This is a genomic window from Spirosoma sp. SC4-14, assembly GCF_037201965.1.
Taxonomy (GTDB): Bacteria; Bacteroidota; Bacteroidia; order Cytophagales; family Spirosomataceae; genus Spirosoma.
The window spans coordinates 5,740,767-5,758,099 of sequence record NZ_CP147518.1 but is presented as its reverse complement, the minus strand read 5'-3'; the positions used below and the strand labels follow the sequence as shown (position 1 = coordinate 5,758,099).

Genomic DNA, 17,333 nt, shown 5'->3' with positions numbered 1-17,333 from the left:
TCTATCTATCTCAAAAATCGACCCTCCTTATGAACTGGTTATCGATCCTGCGATTCGAGTTTCGTTACCGGCGAAATCGTCCGGCTACGTATCTTTTTTTTGCCTTACTTCTCGGTATCAGCTTTGCTACGGTGGCTACCGATCTCATTAAGGGCTTGTCGGGAGGAGCTGTGAAAGACAATGGCACTACTGTTCTGACCACTATTAGCCTGATTCTGTTTATGATGATGGGCATCCTGGTTAGCTCAGCGATTATGGGCGTAGCGGTGGTGCGTGATTTTGAGCATCGAACCGATGCCTTATTTTTTACCAAACCCATCCGTAAATGGGAGTTTCTGACCGGGCGCTATGTGGGGGCCATGCTCATCCTGCTCATCCTGCTTATGGCCATACCGCTCGGCCTATTACTGGGCGATCTGGCTCCCTGGCGAAACCCTGACCGGATGCTACCCATTCGGATGGCGGCTTACTGGCAACCGTACTGGACAATTTTGTTGCCAAACGCTCTCATTGCCGGTACTCTATTTTTTATGGTCGGAGCCCTGAGCCGACGAATGCTGGTTGTGTTTGTGCAGGGAATGGGGTTTCTGATTCTGTATTTGGTGTCGGGTACGTTCCTGTCTGAAATAGACCGGCGCGAAGTAGCTGCTTTGTTAGACCCCTTTGGCCTGAGAGCCGTATGGTATACAACCCAATACTGGTCGATTAGCCAGAAAAATAATGCTTTGATTCCGCTAAGTGATATGCTACTCTGGAATCGGGTATTGTGGCTAGGCGTAGCGGCCCTGTGCATGGCGATTACCTATTGGCTGTTTTCATACCAGTCGTCTACAAAACGATCTGTCGGGAAAGAGAAACCATTGATTGCCAAAAGTGATGTATGGGACCTACGCGCTCCGTTAAAACAAGTAACGCGGCAGTATGGGTCGGGAAACTGGTTGATCAACCTGTGGCGACTGACAGGTTTTTACACTAAAGTAGTTATGAAAGACTTGCCGTTTCTGGCCTTATGTATTGGCGGATTAGGCATGTTTGTCTTCTCGGCTGTCAACAATACAGGCGAATGGTATGGTACGCACACGTTGCCTACAACCTACGTTATGCTGAACAAGATGACGATCTTTACAGGATTGTTTCTGTTCATCCTGATGGTGCTTTATGTAGGCGATCTGACCTGGAAAGAGCGCGACGTTCGAATCAGTCAGATTAGCGACGCTTTACCCGTGCCCAACTGGATTATGTTGGTTAGCAAATACCTCGGTTTGGGCCTGGCCTTCGCCATTGTCATTGCACTAGGCATACTATTGGGTGCCTGTATACAGACAATGAAAGGTGAAGCTGCCCTGATCGAATGGCGGGTATATGCCACCAGCCTATATGGAAACGCCTTACTTTCGTTGCTGACGTTGATGCTGCTGGGTTTTTTTATTCATGTGGTTGTCAATAATAAATTTGCGGGTCATGCCTTGTTGCTTCTGTTCTTTGTTTCGCTGGGCATGCTGTCTTACCTGGGTATTGAGCACAACCTACTCATTTTCGGAGGGGGTTCGCTTGGCGCGTATTCTGACATGAACGGCTTTGGCCACTATGTGGCACCCTATTCCTGGACGTCGCTCTATTGGCTGGCCTTTGGGGCCATTCTATTTGCGGCAGCGGTGCTGCTGTCGGTTCGGGGTTCTGAAACCCTTATGAAGGTTCGGCTGCGTATAGGGCGTTATCAGCTAACACGCTCTATGCTGACCTTTGTGCTGGCGGCTTTTCTGGTGTTTGTCTGTACGGGTTCGTATGTTTACTATAATACAAACGTGCTTCACAAATACCAGAATCATAAAGAGGACGAAGCCGAAAGCGCCCGTTATGAAAAAACGTTGCGCCGATTTGCCAACCTGCCGCAGCCCCGGATTACGAATGTTTCAATAGCTATCGATCTGTATCCGCAAACCCGCGATTTTACAGCCAAAGGCCGGTATATACTCCAGAATAAAACCAATCAGCCAATTCGGCAACTTCACCTGCAACTACTATCGACCGAAGAAATGCAGGTAAAACAGCTTCAACTGTCGGTTCCCAATCGGCTCAACGACCGGTATGCGACCGATTTTTCGTACCGAATCTTTGCGCTCGATAAACCGCTCCTGCCGGGCGATAGCCTCCAGCTCGATTTTGAGTTGCTATATCGGACCAAAGGATTTAAGAACAATGGCGAAAACACCGAAATTGTACAGAATGGTACGTTCTTTACGAATCAGTATTTTCCAGGCATTGGCTATAATGAGCAGTATGAACTACAGGACGACGATAAGCGGAAAGAGAACGGACTGGCACCCAAAGAACGAATGAGGGCACAGAATGATCCAATTGCCCGACGACAGAATGTGTTAGGTAAGGATGCCGACCTGATTCGGTTTGCCATGACCATTAGTACATCGCCCGATCAGCTAGCGATTGCACCAGGTTATTTGCAAAAAGAGTGGATCGCCAAAGGTCCTGATGGTATGCCCCGACGATACTTTTCGTACAAAATGGATAGCCCAATTGCCAATTTTTACTCTATCGTATCGGCCCGCTATGCCGTCCGAAAAGAGCTATACCGTAGCAAAGGTGGGGATCCAGTTAGTCTGGAAATATACTACCATCCAGGGCATACCCACAATCTGGATCGCATGATGCGCGGTATGAAAGCTGCTCTGGACTACTACCAGATCAACTTTGGCCCGTTTCAGCATCGGCAGCTACGAGTTATGGAATTTCCGCGCTATCGGGCCTATGCTCAGTCATTTGCCAATACCATTCCCTTTGGCGAGGATATGGGATTTGTGGCCGACATCGATGACAGGAACGATGTCGATATGCCCTTTTTTGTGACAGCCCACGAAACAGCTCATCAGTGGTGGGGGCATCAGGTAATAGAGGCCAATGTGCGAGGGAATGGTTTTCTGTCTGAATCGCTCGCGGAGTATAGCGCCCTGATGGTTATGAAACATCACTATGCTCCCGAACAGATGAAGGAGTTTCTGGGCTACGAACTGGATTATTATCTGAGAGGGCGACAGTCCGAAACTAAAAAAGAACAGCCACTTGCGCAGTGCGAACACCAGTCGTATATCCATTACAATAAAGGTGCATTAGTATTATATGCTTTGCAGGATCAACTGGGTGAAGACCGAATCAATCAGGCGTTACGCAGTTACCGCGCCCGTTGGAATGTCGATCAGGTGGCTAAAAGCGGGATCTACCCAACAGCCGCCGACCTGACGGCCGAATTGCGAGCCATAACGCCCGACACACTACAAGGATTACTGGATGATTGGGTCAATAACATCACGCTTTATGAACTGAAGACGGAGCAGGTAACGGTAAAGCCTTCGGGTAAAGCATATGAGGTAACGCTCCGGCTATCAGCACAAAAAGTACATGCCGATAGTCTGGGAAACGAAACCAACTTACCTATCAATGAATGGATATGGATTGGCGTATATGCTCCCCATTCGAAAGAGAGCAGGCAGGGTAAACTGCTTTATTACCAGCGGCATCGCATCAATCGTCCAATGCAAACGATTACGGTACGTGTAGATCAAAAGCCGGAGCGTGCGGGTATCGATCCACTGAACCTACTCATTGACCGGCACCCTGGCGATAATGTAAAAGCTGTTGACGGACCCTAAACCAATGGTTATCCAACCCCTAAAAGCGGTGCTGCTTTTAGGGGTTGTTTTAGACTAAGTTATGACGTAAAGGAATGATTAATAACGAGTTGTTTTAGCTTATGGAAATAAATCCAAAGACCTTTGATCTGTTAAAACATCCAAATAAATAAACGATAAACCAGGTATGAAAAAACAGATCAATACCAAAGTTAAAGCCTTACAAGACGGTGCCTCCAGCCAGGAGGAGTTCATGAAACAACTGGCTAATCTGGATGAAGCCGGCCAACTGACCGACGATTTGCAGCAAAAAATCGATGGTGGTATAAGCATCCTGAGTAGTCTGCAAACAATGGGAATGTTCCCACAAGAGCCGATCAAATTGCAGTCTGTGCTATTATATCCTGTATCAATCTAATTTTAGTTCGTATGGCTTCTCTGCTTTGCCCTAGTTCTATAGCCAAACCCGGTGCTACGCTGTTTGGTATTCAGGATTCAACCGGTCATATTGAATATCTTGAAGAACCTATCGTGGTTGATAAAACCTTTGTTGAAACAGCCCGGCAGGGGCGCGCGCCCGAAGAACGATTTCGGTTTGCCAGCAACTGTGCAAAAAGTGGCTGCGGCCATTGGGACTCGGGCAATGCAGGCTGTAGTTTGGTAGGCAAACTAGTAGAAGCTATGAATCGAAATGTAGCGCAAACGTTACCGGTTTGCGCTATTCGCAGTAATTGTCGATGGTTTCATCAGGAAGGAGCCAGTGCTTGTGCCAACTGCAATGAGGTAGTCCGAAACATTCGCGTTCAGGGGTTAGCTGTTACTGAATAAGGTGAATGTCAGAGCCGGAATAAGCGGTTTACGAAATAGCTCTATAGCTGCCATACTGTTTCTCTTTAAAGTTTTAGAGAGGAATAGTATGGCATTTTTACGAGTGTATACTTTTGAACTTCGAAATATAGTTATGCAGGGTCGGATGGCTACGTATTGGATAGGTTTGTTCTTTTATCTGGCTAGCTATTCTGTTGCTTACGCACAAAAGGTAACCGGCAAAGTTTTAACAACCAGTCATGCCGGAGTTCCGTTTGCGTCTGTACAACAGATTGGCTCAGCCAGAGGAACAATTACCAACGAACGAGGTGAGTTTAACCTTAATGTTACCTCCCTCCCTTGTCAGCTTTTGGTTAGTAGTGTTGGCTATCAATCCCAAAAAGTGACGGTAGAAACAAATAAGCAACCTGTACAAATCACGCTAACGAAAGGGCTGGAACTGGCCGAAGTGGTGGTTATGCCCGATACTACATTGAAACATCTACTCAGTAAAGCCTATCAGAAAATTCCGCAGAACTACCCCAATACCTCATTCGGCATAGACGGCTTTTATCGGGAACTTCATACCGGCATACCCGACGAATTGCTGTACTATGGCGAAGCTTATCTTAACCTGTTTTCCAACGGCTATCGGGCTACGGGCGAAGATACTCAGATACGAATTGTGAAATCGCGCATCAACAAAAATTCAACTCGTGACTCAGTCGATCATACACGGTGGTATGGAGGGCCATTCATAGCCAACTGGAACGACCCTGTTAAACAACGAGCTTCGTTTATCCAGCCCTCATCGTTCAACAAAAAATACCATTATTCGCTCAGCGCCATTACAACCTATAACAACGATTCGGTGTATGTAATTCGGTTTAATTCGCGCGACCAGTTGGAGAAAATTAATGGCAAGTTGTGGCTCGACAAAAAAACGCTGGCCTATGTAAAAATCAGCTATCAAAATGGCAGCCTAGATCCAGTAGGCCTTTTATCATCGGTGGATCGGCTGAACCGTTCTTTTGAAAGTACCTATATTCAGGAGCAGGGCGTATGGCATCTGGCCTATACTATGCTAAAAGGAACCTACTACAACCGAAAGACCAAAAAACAATCGGCACACGACCTCCTTTTCGTTACAACTCAGTTCACTGCGTCGGCCGAGCCTATTCCGTATGAACAACGATTGGCTTATGGAGCCATTTTTTCTGATTTAGACCGAAACAACGATGCCGATTTCTGGCAAAACTACACCAGTTTCGAAGCCGATTCGTCGCTTAGAACAAAACTGACCGACTTTCAGACCGTATCGAAGGAACGAACAAGCCAATCAGAGCCGAGAGCAATTTCAGGGTCACTTTCGACGGCTACGCCCAAAAAGTCATCGAAACAGAAAATCTATGCGGTCTTATCGCGGCTAAGTTTTGGCTATTCGGCAGGCGCTGCACTGTATGGTAACCATGATCCGGTTTATGCTACTACTATTCAGGGGCAACTGCTCGATAGTCGTTCGGATTTTCCGGCATCAAAATTAATTCCGATAGGTACAGGAACGAATATTGGATTCAGGCTAACGAACCGATGGTCGGTAAGTATTTCGTCGTCGAGTGAACTGTTAGGCAATCAATTTTATTCGGTAGGTCAATTAGCCATGCGATTCCGTCAACTGATTCGAAAGCGGGGAAACCCGCTATTTCTGTATGGTTTGGCCGGGGTAGGTAGTTTGAAAGAAGGATACCTGCTAACCAAGCTTGACCACCCAGACGGATATACCGTACAAAATAAACGCCTTTCGGGAGCTATTAACGCATTTTATGCCGATAAATCTCCCGTGTTGGTGAGTGGTATTGGTTTGGCTTTTCTCAAAAAAAGACGTGAGTACTTTATTGAGTCAAATCAATATGTTCTGCTCGACAAAACGCCTTTTTTACGATTTCAGGAAAAAGGAAAACTCTTCAATAAGAAAGCAGATACCGGGCTGAATGACACTGAATTCGGTGTTTCTTCTACAATCTCAACCCAACTGATACGGCCCATCACTGTATCGTTCGGGATTAAGTGGCATTTCTGAGCGCATAACTTATTCCTTCCCGTTATAAACTACAACCTCCCATTATTGAGTCCCGCGTGGCATAGCCCGACCTTTGGCATAAGCAATAACTGCACGAAAGCGCAAGCCTTATTCCAAACGTAAAAAACGATGCCACATACCTTACACCCGCCTACCGTTATCGAGTACACAACGGAGGCATATCTGCCCCAGGTTACGGTTCGGGGCCAACTCATCTACGGCTCGGTTGCTCTGGCCATTGTGGTGGCCTTACTTTCACTCCCGTTTATTCATACCGACGTATCGGTCCAAAGCAGTGGCATTATTCGTCCGGTGGCCGAACGAAACGAACTCCGCCCGCTGGTGGCCGGTACGGTAGCCGAGGTGCTGGTACACGATAACCAGCCTGTTCGCCAGGGTCAGCCCATGATTCGGTTGCAGACCGATGTACTGGAAACCAAACTCCGGCTCAACCACTCCCAACAAGCTGAAAAGCTCCGCGATATACGCGATCTGGAACGACTCGTTCGGGCCGACCGAAGTACTTTACTGACCGTAGCTGGTCTACAATCGCCCCTGGTTCGGCAACAGTATGAGCAGTTTCGGTTTCTGCTAACCGAAAACACCCAAACGCAGCAGAAGCGTAAACGCGAACTGGACGTTACCCGACAACTGTACCAGGATAAAGTATTGGCCCAACAGGAGTTTGAAGATAAAGAGTATGCCTATAAAACTGTTGTGGCTCAGTACGCATCACAGATAGAACGGCAGGTTAGCGATTGGCAGGCAACCCTTACCCAGCATCAGCTAGCCCTGGATGAGCTTCGTGCTCAGGAACGTCAATTGCTCAACGAACGGGCGTTGCATACCATAAAAGCTCCGGTTGCGGGTACGGTTAGCCAACTGGCGGGCCGTTATCCAGGCAGTTATGTGCAGCCAGGCGAGGTACTTGGCGTAGTGTCGCCCGATTCTAATCTGCTGGTTGAGTGTTATGTATCACCAAAGGATATTGGGTTGCTACGCCCAGGTATGATGGCCCGAATGCAGGTCGATGCCTTCGATTACAACCAGTGGGGATTAGTCCAGGGCAAAGTGGTGGAGGTATCCAATGATATTGTAGTAATGGATAATGGAGCAGCGACTAAACAGCCAGTGTTTAAAGTAAAGTGTAAGCTCGACCAAAATTTTCTGACACTTAAGGAAGGCTATAAAGGCTATCTCAAAAAAGGCATGACCCTTCGGGCTCGCTTTGTCGTGACCCGCCGTAGCCTGTTCGACCTACTCTACGACAAAGCCGACGATTGGCTAAACCCTCAAACCAACAGCCTGGCTCAAAACTAAACTTCCCACCTGACAATCAATTGCCTTTAGAAAGACATGGCAAAAAATACGATCATCAAACAACACGATATAACCGATTGCGGAGCGGCTTGTCTGGCTTCTATTTCGGCCCACTATAACCTGATGATGCCCATTGCCCGCATTCGGCAACTGGCATCGACCGATCAGAAAGGCACTAATGTGCTGGGTATGATCGAAGCGGCTACCCGGTTGGGTTTTCAGGCCAAAGGCGTGCGCGGTACGTTTGAAAGTCTGTCGAAAATTCCGAAACCAGCCATCGCTCATGTCATTGTGAAAGAAGTGCTCCATCATTTTGTGGTCATCTACGACGTGACCGACAAACATATTGTGGTGATGGACCCCGGCCCCGGTAAACTCATAAAACACAGCCATGAGGAATTTAAGAAAATCTGGACAGGTGTACTGATCTTACTGCTACCTGGCGAACAATTTGAAACCGGCAACGAGAAAGTATCAGCCATGCAACGGTTCTGGCAATTGATTCGCCCACACCGTAGCGTCATGATTCAGGCGTTGTTTGGCGCTCTGATTTACACCGTATTAGGGCTATCGACCTCCATTTATGTCCAGAAAATTGTGGACAATGTGATTGTGGAAGGTAATCGAAATCTGCTCAATCTGTTGAGTATTATAATGATTCTGATTCTGGTACTCCAGCTTTTCATTGGTAGCCTGAAAAGCATGTTTGCCCTGAAAACAGGTCAGCAGATCGATGCCCGGCTGATTCTGGGCTATTACAAACACCTGATGACGTTGCCCCAGCAGTTTTTCGACACGATGCGGGTAGGCGAAATTATTTCACGTATCAACGATGCGGTCAAGATTAGGGCTTTTATTAACGATGCCGCTACCAGTCTGGTCGTTAATGTATTCATTGTGTTGTTTTCGTTCGGTATGATGTTTACCTACGATTGGAAACTGGCTCTGATTATGGTAGCCGTGATTCCGTTTTATGCCGGTATCTATTTTGTGGTCAATAAACTGAACAAAAAATACCAGCGCACTCTGATGGAAGATGCCGCCGAGTTGGAATCGCAGTTGGTCGAGTCGCTCAACGCAATGGGAACCATTAAGCGGTTTGGTCTGGAAGCCTTTGCCAATATCAAAACCGAAACCCGGTTTGTGAAACTTCTCAAAACCATTTTTACATCGGCACGTAATTCGGTATGGTCGGGCAATGCCACCGAAATTGTGTCGCGTCTGTTTACAATTATTCTACTTTGGGTCGGTACTGGTTTTGTGATCGACAATCAGATTACGCCGGGTGAGTTACTTTCCTTTTATTCGCTGATAGGCTATTTTACAGGCCCTGCCAGCCAGCTTATTGGAGCCAACCGAACCGTACAGGATGCACTGATTGCCGCCGACCGGCTGTTTGAGATTATGGATCTGGAACGGGAAGCGACCGAGAATAAAATTGAGCTTCGGCCCGATATGATTGGCGACATTCGCTTTCAGGATGTATCGTTCCGGTATGGAACCCGCACCCAGGTATTCGATCAGCTTAGCCTGACCATTCCAAAAGGAAAAATTACGGCGGTCGTTGGCGAAAGTGGTTCGGGCAAATCTACACTTCTCTCGCTCTTACAGAATTTGTATCCGCTTCAGCAGGGCACTATTCATATTGGCGACTACGACATTAAACACATCAGCAACGAAAGCCTGCGCCGTCAGGTGAGTGTGGTGCCGCAAAAAATCGACCTGTTTGCCGGTAATGTGATCGATAATATTGCCGTTGGCGAATATCAGCCCGATATGGAGCGTATTGTAGCTACATGTCAGCAACTGGGCATTACCGAATTTATTGAGAAACTACCTAATGGGTTTCATACCTATCTGGGCGAAAATGGAGCCAGTTTGTCGGGTGGACAAAAACAGCGGATTGCTATTGCGCGGGCCTTGTATCAAAACCCCGATATACTGATTCTGGACGAAGCTACCTCATCGCTGGATTCGATTTCGGAACAGTGCGTACAACAAACCATCCGGCTCCTGCGCCAACAGCACAAAACCGTAATTCTGATTGCTCACCGATTAAGCACGGTCATGCACGCCGATAAAATTATGGTGGTTGAGCAGGGAAAATTGACCGAAGAAGGTTCGCACACCGAATTACTGGCCAGAGGCAATGCCTATTACAAACTCTGGGCTTCGCAGATGCCACTAACAGTAGCAGGGCTTTCGATTCCATCGATCGATTTGCTCCAGATTAGTGCTAATGGGGATCAATCAGTAGCCACTCCTCTCGAACCGCAAACTACGCTGGCCGTATGAAACAGATCATAACAACAGGAATCGTGCTATGGACTATTGGAACAGGCTGGGCACAATCGGGAGGTACTTCAGCGCCAACGTCCATGACCTTAACACTTAACCAGTGCATTACACTCGCATTGGAAAATCAACCCTCAGTTCGACAGGCAGCTTTACACCAACAATTAGCCGACAATACGGTTGAACAGACCCAGAAAAGCCTGCTCCCTACTGTGCAGGCAAGTAGCAATCAGGGTATGAATTTCGGACGAAACGTTGACCCTTACACTAACGGTATCACCAATGCCTCTATCACCACCAATAACCTCGGTCTCGCGCTGAACTGGACTGTTTTTAATGGATTTCAGCTAAAAAATACGCTGGCTCAACAACGTCTCACGGCACAGGCGACCCGGTACGATGCATCAGCCACTAAAAACACGATGATAATTAATACCTTACTGGCTTATTTACAGGTATTGTCGGCGCAGGATTTAGTTTCTGCCAGCGATGTACAGGTGGCCGTTGCGCAGGCTCAGGTGGAACATACTGAAAAACTGGTCAAAGCTGGTACGACTGCTCCCTATAATTTGTACGACGTTAAAAGTCAGTTGGCCAACGACCAAACTCAGCATGTACAGGCCCAGATGAACCTGAATACGGCTATGTTGTCGCTATTACAGCTACTAAATCTACCATCCAGTACACAGCTCCATCTGGTTCGGCTGCCCGATACGAAGACTGAAATAACAACGGCTGGCGAATTAGATGGGTATCAGATTTACACGCAGGCACGAACGTATATGCCCGAAATACAAGCCGCCGAGTTACGGACAAAAGCCGCTCAGGTTGGTCTAAAGCTTGCCAAAGGTTTGGCCTATCCGAGCATTGTGTTAACGGCAGGCTGGGGAACATCTTATTCAAGTGCTGCCCGCCAGAGCGTATATGGCACTGATCTAATTGAGCAAACAACGGCTGGTTTTGTGGATGTGGCTGGGCAATCGTACCCCGTTAAAGTGTTGGCTCCATTAGCAAGTACAGACCACATTCCTTATTTTCAGCAGATTGGCAATAACCAATACAAGAGCGTAGGGATAAGTATTCGCATGCCAATTCTGAATGGATTTCAGGTGCGTTATCGTACTACCACTGCACGCTTACAGCAGCAACTAGCCGAATCAAATGCCGAAAGTGTTCGCCGAAATTTGCGACAGGCTATCGATCAGGCCGTGAATCAATGGCAGAATACGGCCGACCGCTACCGGGCATTGGAAGAACAGATTCTGGTATTAACACAAGCTTATAAGGCCGCCGAAGCTCGCTACCGGGCTGGTTTGTTAAATGCCGTTGAGTATAATATGGCTAAGAGCAATCTGGATCGGGCATTGGTGAATTTAATTCAGGTGCGGTATGAACGCTTATTACGGGAAAAAGTGGTTGAGTTTTATCGAAGTGGTACCTTGTAGCCAAATGTAAAGCCAGCTCTTTCTGTAAACCAATCTGATTTGCAGAAAGAGCCTAGATCACGTTCATGGTTTGTTCTTTAATTTTTTCCAGTTCATCTTTCATCTGAACCACAAACCGCTGAATGGCCGCATCGTTGGCTTTCGAACCGATGGTGTTGATTTCCCGGCCAATCTCCTGCGAAATGAAATTTAGTTTTTTGCCGTTGGCTTCTTCGGTCGACAGCACTTCCAGAAAGTAGGAAAGGTGATTTTTTAGCCGGACTTTTTCTTCCGAAATATCAAATTTTTCGACGTAGTAGACCAATTCCTGTTCAAACCGGTTTTCATCGAAGCTGTCGCTGACGAGCAGTTCTTTTACGGAGTTGCGCATTCGCTCACGCACAGCGGGAATGCGCCGAATGTCCTGTTCCTCAACATCAGCCAGCCGATCGCTGATTGTCTGGATATACTCCTGGAATTTTCCTTCCAGCACAGCTCCGTCCTGACGGCGGAAGTTGTCGCACCGGCGAATCGCTTCCTGAACGGCAGCGATAGCCGTGGCCCAGTCCGAAATATCGGCAGCCGGATCGGGCGATTCGGTCAGGTAGGCGTTTGGTTGCTGTAAGGCCAGTTGCAGCACATCGCTGTCTGAAACGCTCATTAGCATACCGTTGGCTGTTTCCCTGAGGTCGTTTACGTAGGCAGACACCAGTGGGCGATTAATGGTTACGCCTGGTCGAACTCCATTGGTACGGGCAAAATTGAGTGATAATTCGACTTTACCACGTTCTAATTGTTGCGTCAGTAAAGCCCGAAGTTCGATTTCTTTATCCGAAAATTGCCGGGGTAGTCGGCAGTAAATATCTAAGAATTTAGAATTCAATGTTTTAATTTCAGCCGTAACTGATAGACTTCCGGTTTCTATCGTTGCGCTGCCAAAACCGGTCATGGATTTAAGCATAATTCTGATTTTCAGGGTTCGGTTAATGGTTTACGGTTGCGCTGCATCGAAGCAGGCTAATAGGCGAAGCAACCGTAAACCATTAACTTATTTTGCAAGTGCGTTGGCTTCTAATTCTAAAAATTCTTTGCGTTGACGGGCCACATCGATGGCCGTATAAATGGCCTGCAACATGGAGGTTTCGTCGGCCAGGTTTTTACCGGCAATATCATAAGCCGTGCCATGATCGGGTGAGGTGCGAACGGCAGGCATTCCTGCCGTGAAGTTTACACCTTCTTCAAAGGCAATTGACTTGAATGGAATCAGGCCCTGATCGTGGTACATGGCCAGAACGGCGTCGAACTTCGAATAGGCGCGAGTTCCAAAAAAACCATCGGCTGGGTAAGGGCCAAATACCAGTTGACCTTTAGTGCGCCATTCGTCAATGAGCGGTTTTATTATTTCCTGCTCTTCGTTGCCCAATAGCCCTTCTTCGCCTGCATGTGGGTTAAGCCCGAGCACAGCTATCTTCGGCTTGTCGATGCCAAAATCCTGCCGGAGTGATTGCATCATCAGCGTAAGTTTCTGCGAAATACGTTCTTTCGTTACGTTTTGCCGAACGCGGCCAAGAGGCACATGGCCCGTTACAACACCCACCCGAAGTCGCTCGCTTACCATAAACATCAGGTTATCCTGAACATCGAAAGCCTCGGCCAGATATTCGGTATGGCCTGGAAACTTAAATTCTTCCGATTGGATGTTGTATTTGTTGATGGGGGCCGTGACAAGAGCGTCGAGCTTTCCCGCTTTCAGGTCTTCGACAGCACGTTGCAAACAGGCGAAGGCGGCCTGGCCAGCATCGGGCGTAACGTGGCCCGGCTGAATATCCTGACTCTGATCGGGCCAGCACGTAATGACATTAGTCATTTTATGGCTGATCTGAGCAATGGATGGCGAGCCGTTGAGGTTCCAGTCTTTCAGGTTCAGTAAATTTCGATACCGGTTCAGTACCCGCATCGAACCATAAATGACTGGGGTGCAAAGTTTCTGCAGGCGATTGTATTGCAGGGCTTTCAGAATAACTTCTGGGCCTATGCCGTTGTAGTCGCCAAGGCTAATGCCAATAATCAAACGTTCGGGAGCACCAGGCTCGCGGGCAGGCCGTTCGGGATTAGCTGGGTCGCGGTCTGTCCGGTCCATTTGTGGTGGTTGGTTATTGCGACTGGCTGAATCGCGTGTTGCGGTTTCCCGTTCGGTAGTATTGTTCTGGCGATCACGTTGCCCATTCTGCCGGTCATTGGCACGTTGATCGGGCCGTTGGTTCTGTGCATTATCTGAGCTACTACGGTCTATCGATCCCCGGTCTGTCGATCCCCGGTCTTGTAATTTCGGGTCGGGTGCCGTAGCCTGGCGCGGATTGGCATCTCGGGGTCCATTGGCACGGGAAGGGCGATCCTGCGAACCTGCATCCGACGGATTGGCGTCTTGTAGTGCAGCATTCCGTGGTCCGGTCTGGCGTGGATTGGCATTCCGTGGTCCAGCATTCTGTGGTCCAGCATTCTGTGGTCCAGCATTCTGGTCCATACGGGGAGGGACAGTATTTTCGTCGCGTTGCCGGTTATGAGGTTGCCGATTGTCGCGCTGAGGTTGTTGCCGCTGCTCCCGTTGGCCATTTGCCGACGGCCCTCCTTCGCGTGGGGGAGCATTGCGATGCGAACCGGCCTGCGGTTTTGCATTCGCCGATGGTATATCTGCTGGCCGATCTTCCGATTTTGGTTCGGAGGGTGCGGTTTTACGTGTTTCGTTTAGATCGTCGGATTGGCGTTGTTCCATCTACTTTTATTAGTTTCGCCAACTAGTTTAAATGGACGTTAGATAGTGGATTTTAGACCTTAGACGTAAGCCGTTCAGCGTGCAGAATCCAGTACCCGACGTCTGTAATGATCGCAAGTTACGAAAACCCCACGGATGTCCCAGAATCAACGGTCTATTCTCATCGCCGATGAGATGCACCCCTCCCTGTTTGCCATGCTCGATGAAGCAGGCTTTGCGTATGAATACCAACCAAAAATTACACGACAGGGCCTGCTCGAACAGTTAGCTCCTTTTGATGGACTAATTATTCGTAGTAAAACAACTGTCGATGAAGAATTACTGAATCGGGGCCCCAGTCTGAAATTTATCGGTCGGGCAGGGGCTGGCCTTGATTTGATTGACCTGGTCGCTACCGAACGGCGTGGCATTCGCGTGTTTCATGCCGGAACCGGCAACCGCGACGCCGTGGCCGAACAGGTAGTTGGTATGCTACTTTGTTTACTGGCCAATATTTTGAAGGCCGATCATGAAGTGCGGCAGGGCATCTGGGATCGCGAAGGAAATCGCGGTTATGAACTGGGTAGCCTGACCGTTGGCCTCATTGGGTATGGCAACAATGGGAGTGCTACGGCGCGCCGACTGAGTGGGTTTGGTTGCCGGGTGCTGGCCTATGATAAATACCTGACAGACTATGGCGATCAATTTGCCAAAGAAGCCTCGCTCGAACAGATCATAGCTGAAGCCGATGTGCTGAGCCTGCATATTCCATTGACCGACGAAACACGCAGGATGATAAACGACGAATTTATCGGGCGTTTTGCCAAACCATTTTATTTGATAAATGTTGCCCGTGGCGAAATTACTTCCCTGTCGGCACTGGTTCGTGGGCTCGAAAGCGGTAACATTCGGGGAGCGTGTCTGGATGTACTCGAAAACGAAAAGTTGAATAAACTAACACCCGATCAACAGGCAGCATTCGATTACCTCCGGCAGTCGAACCGGGTTGTACTGACCCCGCATGTAGCAGGCTGGACCCACGAAAGCTACGTGCGGATCAACGAGGTGCTGGTCGATCAATTAGTGAATGGGTAAAATGCTGGATGGTTTCAGACTCTGGAGTCTGAAACCATCCAGCATTATTGAGCCGGGGAGAAATTGGCACTGGTACAGGTGCTTCCAGCTTCGGTCGTCAGACAGATCTGGCCCGTTATTGCTCCGGTCGGCACGGCCACAATCAGCGAACTTCCCGACAGTCGGAAGGTAGTTGGCAGTGTGCCCCCGTTGAATTTTACGGCGGTTACACTCGACAGATTCTGCCCCGTTATGGTGATTTCGTCGCCCACTTTTGCTGTTTTAGGCGTGAAGTCGGTAATCGCTGCCAGCCGAACCACCGTGAAAACATCGGTATTGACTGACACATTTGTGGCATTAATCACACGAATTGGCCCCGTTTGTGCATCCGACGGAACCAGTATCCAGCGTTCTGTATCGTCATTTTTTCCGCCATCGGCTGCGGGGGGTGTCGATCCCGTAAAATAGAATTGTGCATTGTACAGGTAATTGCCCTGCACGACAACCCGTTCGCCCGGACGTGCTTTGGCCGGAACAATTGCTGTAATGACCGGTGCCTGAATCACAACCAATGGCTGACTGGTGGCGGTTCCTGCCCGGTTGGTAACCGTAATTGGACCGCTGACGGCATCGGCCGGAACACCGATCTGAAGCTGCGAACCTTCAATCCGGCTAATGATCGACACAACCTGTCCGCTTACTTTCACCTCGGTGATCCGGTACAGATTCTGACCCGTAATCGAGATTTGCTGAAGCGGCAACTGTCGCGTAGGGGTAAGAACCAGGTTCGAAGGAGCCAGGTAAAAGAAAAACTGATCCGTAGCGGTGGCTGTTCCGCCCGCGCTGGTGACCGAAACAGCAAGCGATCCCGAAGCCATGAGTGTCGGTACGGTTGCTTCTATTTGGGTGTCGTTAAGAATACGATACGACACCGGGGTAGAACCAAACATGACGCCGGTAACATCCTTTAAGTTAAGCCCCGTCAGAATAATTTTATCGCCTGCAATGCCATCGCGGGCACTAAGGTTGGCTACGGCTGGAGGCAGCACAATTTTTAAACTATCGGTGCTGGTGGCAACCAGTTTCTCAAACACCGTAACCGTTACCAGCCCCGAGGTGGCATTCATCGGAATAGGCGTTCGGATTTCATTGTCTTTAACAATAGTTTGGTTGCGGTCGGTGGTCAGGCCATTTATCTGAACCAGCCCGTCGGTGAGATTAACGCCCTGAATAACAAGTTCGGAGCCTGGCTTGCCCACCTTTGGCGAAATACTCGCAATCTGGGGTGTTCCGGCAACAATAAAACTGGCGTTCGTAACCCCACCTTTGGTCCCGATCACAATATTGATGGGGCCATGCGGCATATTCTGGGGGACTTGCAGGGTTAACTTCGTAGCGCTACTGTCTTTAATAATGGCTTCGGTCTGATCGAGCCGAAGTTCTTCGATCTGATTTAAATAATTGCCTGTGATAACAAATGTAGTTCCGGGTAGACCGTTTTCGGGCGATACTGCACTAACAACCGGAGGGGGTTGCAATATTTTTATGGGCAGTGGATCGGAGATGCCTTCGCTGGTCTGGACCTGCACCTGCGTAAGACCAGGGCTAAGAATGGGAACGATGACCCGGATGCTCTGGTCTGCTCCACTAACGACCTGACCCGCTACGGCTGATCCCGATCGGCCAAAGGTAACAACTGGTTCATCGCCAAACTGATACCCACCCAACGTAATTTCCTGGCCTACATAGGCTTCGCTGGGGTGTAATGTTGTTAGCTCGGGAGGAGCGTTTCTGACACGGCAAGCCGATATACCGAATACAAAAAATAGAAAAGAAAAAAGAATAAAAACGGATTTCATAGACGGCAACGGACACTCTTGCCCAGCGCAAACACTCGTTACAACAATCGTAAAAGTAGCCAATTTTAGCGACCAAAA

The 17,333-nt window shown here is 48.6% G+C and carries 11 protein-coding genes; 8 read left to right on the top strand and 3 right to left on the bottom strand.

Annotated features, from left to right (window positions below; all coding sequences use genetic code 11):
- Nucleotides 1-29: 29 nt before the first annotated feature.
- The 7 genes from WBJ53_RS23595 (at nt 30) to WBJ53_RS23565 (ending at nt 11,591) form a co-directional block, all read left to right on the top strand.
- Entirely contained in the window at nt 30-3,665 is a 3,636-nt protein-coding gene (locus tag WBJ53_RS23595) for a M1 family aminopeptidase (RefSeq protein WP_338870756.1), read from the top strand.
- 166 nt (nt 3,666-3,831) lie between these two features.
- A complete protein-coding gene (locus WBJ53_RS23590) occupies nt 3,832-4,062 on the top strand; it encodes a hypothetical protein (RefSeq protein WP_338870754.1) in 231 nt (76 codons plus the stop codon).
- A gap of 11 nt (nt 4,063-4,073) precedes the next feature.
- Complete coding sequence (locus WBJ53_RS23585) at nt 4,074-4,472, top strand: hypothetical protein (protein ID WP_338870752.1); 399 nt, start codon at nt 4,074-4,076, stop codon at nt 4,470-4,472.
- Nucleotides 4,473-4,560: 88 nt separating this feature from the next.
- Entirely contained in the window at nt 4,561-6,531 is a 1,971-nt protein-coding gene (locus WBJ53_RS23580) for a carboxypeptidase-like regulatory domain-containing protein (RefSeq protein ID WP_338870750.1), read from the top strand.
- 129 nt (nt 6,532-6,660) lie between these two features.
- The gene (locus tag WBJ53_RS23575; RefSeq protein ID WP_338870749.1) at nt 6,661-7,851 is read left to right on the top strand and encodes an HlyD family efflux transporter periplasmic adaptor subunit; all 1,191 of its coding nucleotides are present in this window, start codon (nt 6,661-6,663) and stop codon (nt 7,849-7,851) included.
- Between the two features lie 36 nt (nt 7,852-7,887).
- Nucleotides 7,888-10,146, top strand: coding sequence for a peptidase domain-containing ABC transporter (locus tag WBJ53_RS23570; protein ID WP_338870747.1), 2,259 nt, complete (start codon nt 7,888-7,890; stop codon nt 10,144-10,146).
- On the top strand, nt 10,143-11,591 hold the full coding sequence (locus WBJ53_RS23565; RefSeq protein ID WP_338870745.1) for a TolC family protein: 1,449 nt from the start codon (nt 10,143-10,145) through the stop codon (nt 11,589-11,591). The genes WBJ53_RS23570 and WBJ53_RS23565 overlap by 4 nt, the downstream gene beginning before the upstream one ends.
- A 52-nt stretch (nt 11,592-11,643) precedes the next feature.
- Here the strand turns inward: WBJ53_RS23565 and WBJ53_RS23560 are convergent, their stop codons facing one another.
- The gene (locus WBJ53_RS23560) at nt 11,644-12,531 is read right to left on the bottom strand and encodes a YicC/YloC family endoribonuclease (RefSeq protein ID WP_338870743.1); all 888 of its coding nucleotides are present in this window, start codon (nt 12,529-12,531) and stop codon (nt 11,644-11,646) included.
- 87 nt (nt 12,532-12,618) lie between these two features.
- The gene (pdxA, locus tag WBJ53_RS23555) at nt 12,619-14,343 is read right to left on the bottom strand and encodes a 4-hydroxythreonine-4-phosphate dehydrogenase PdxA (protein WP_338870741.1); all 1,725 of its coding nucleotides are present in this window, start codon (nt 14,341-14,343) and stop codon (nt 12,619-12,621) included.
- Nucleotides 14,344-14,478: 135 nt separating this feature from the next.
- Here pdxA and WBJ53_RS23550 point away from each other — a divergent pair, with 135 nt between their 5' ends.
- Nucleotides 14,479-15,417 (top strand): 2-hydroxyacid dehydrogenase, encoded by a 939-nt coding sequence (locus tag WBJ53_RS23550; protein WP_338870739.1) that lies wholly within the window; start codon nt 14,479-14,481, stop codon nt 15,415-15,417.
- Between the two features lie 44 nt (nt 15,418-15,461).
- Here WBJ53_RS23550 and WBJ53_RS23545 read toward each other — a convergent pair whose 3' ends face one another.
- Nucleotides 15,462-17,255: an IPT/TIG domain-containing protein gene (locus WBJ53_RS23545; RefSeq protein WP_338870737.1), complete on the bottom strand. Its 1,794-nt coding sequence runs from the start codon at nt 17,253-17,255 to the stop codon at nt 15,462-15,464.
- Nucleotides 17,256-17,333: the final 78 nt, after the last annotated feature.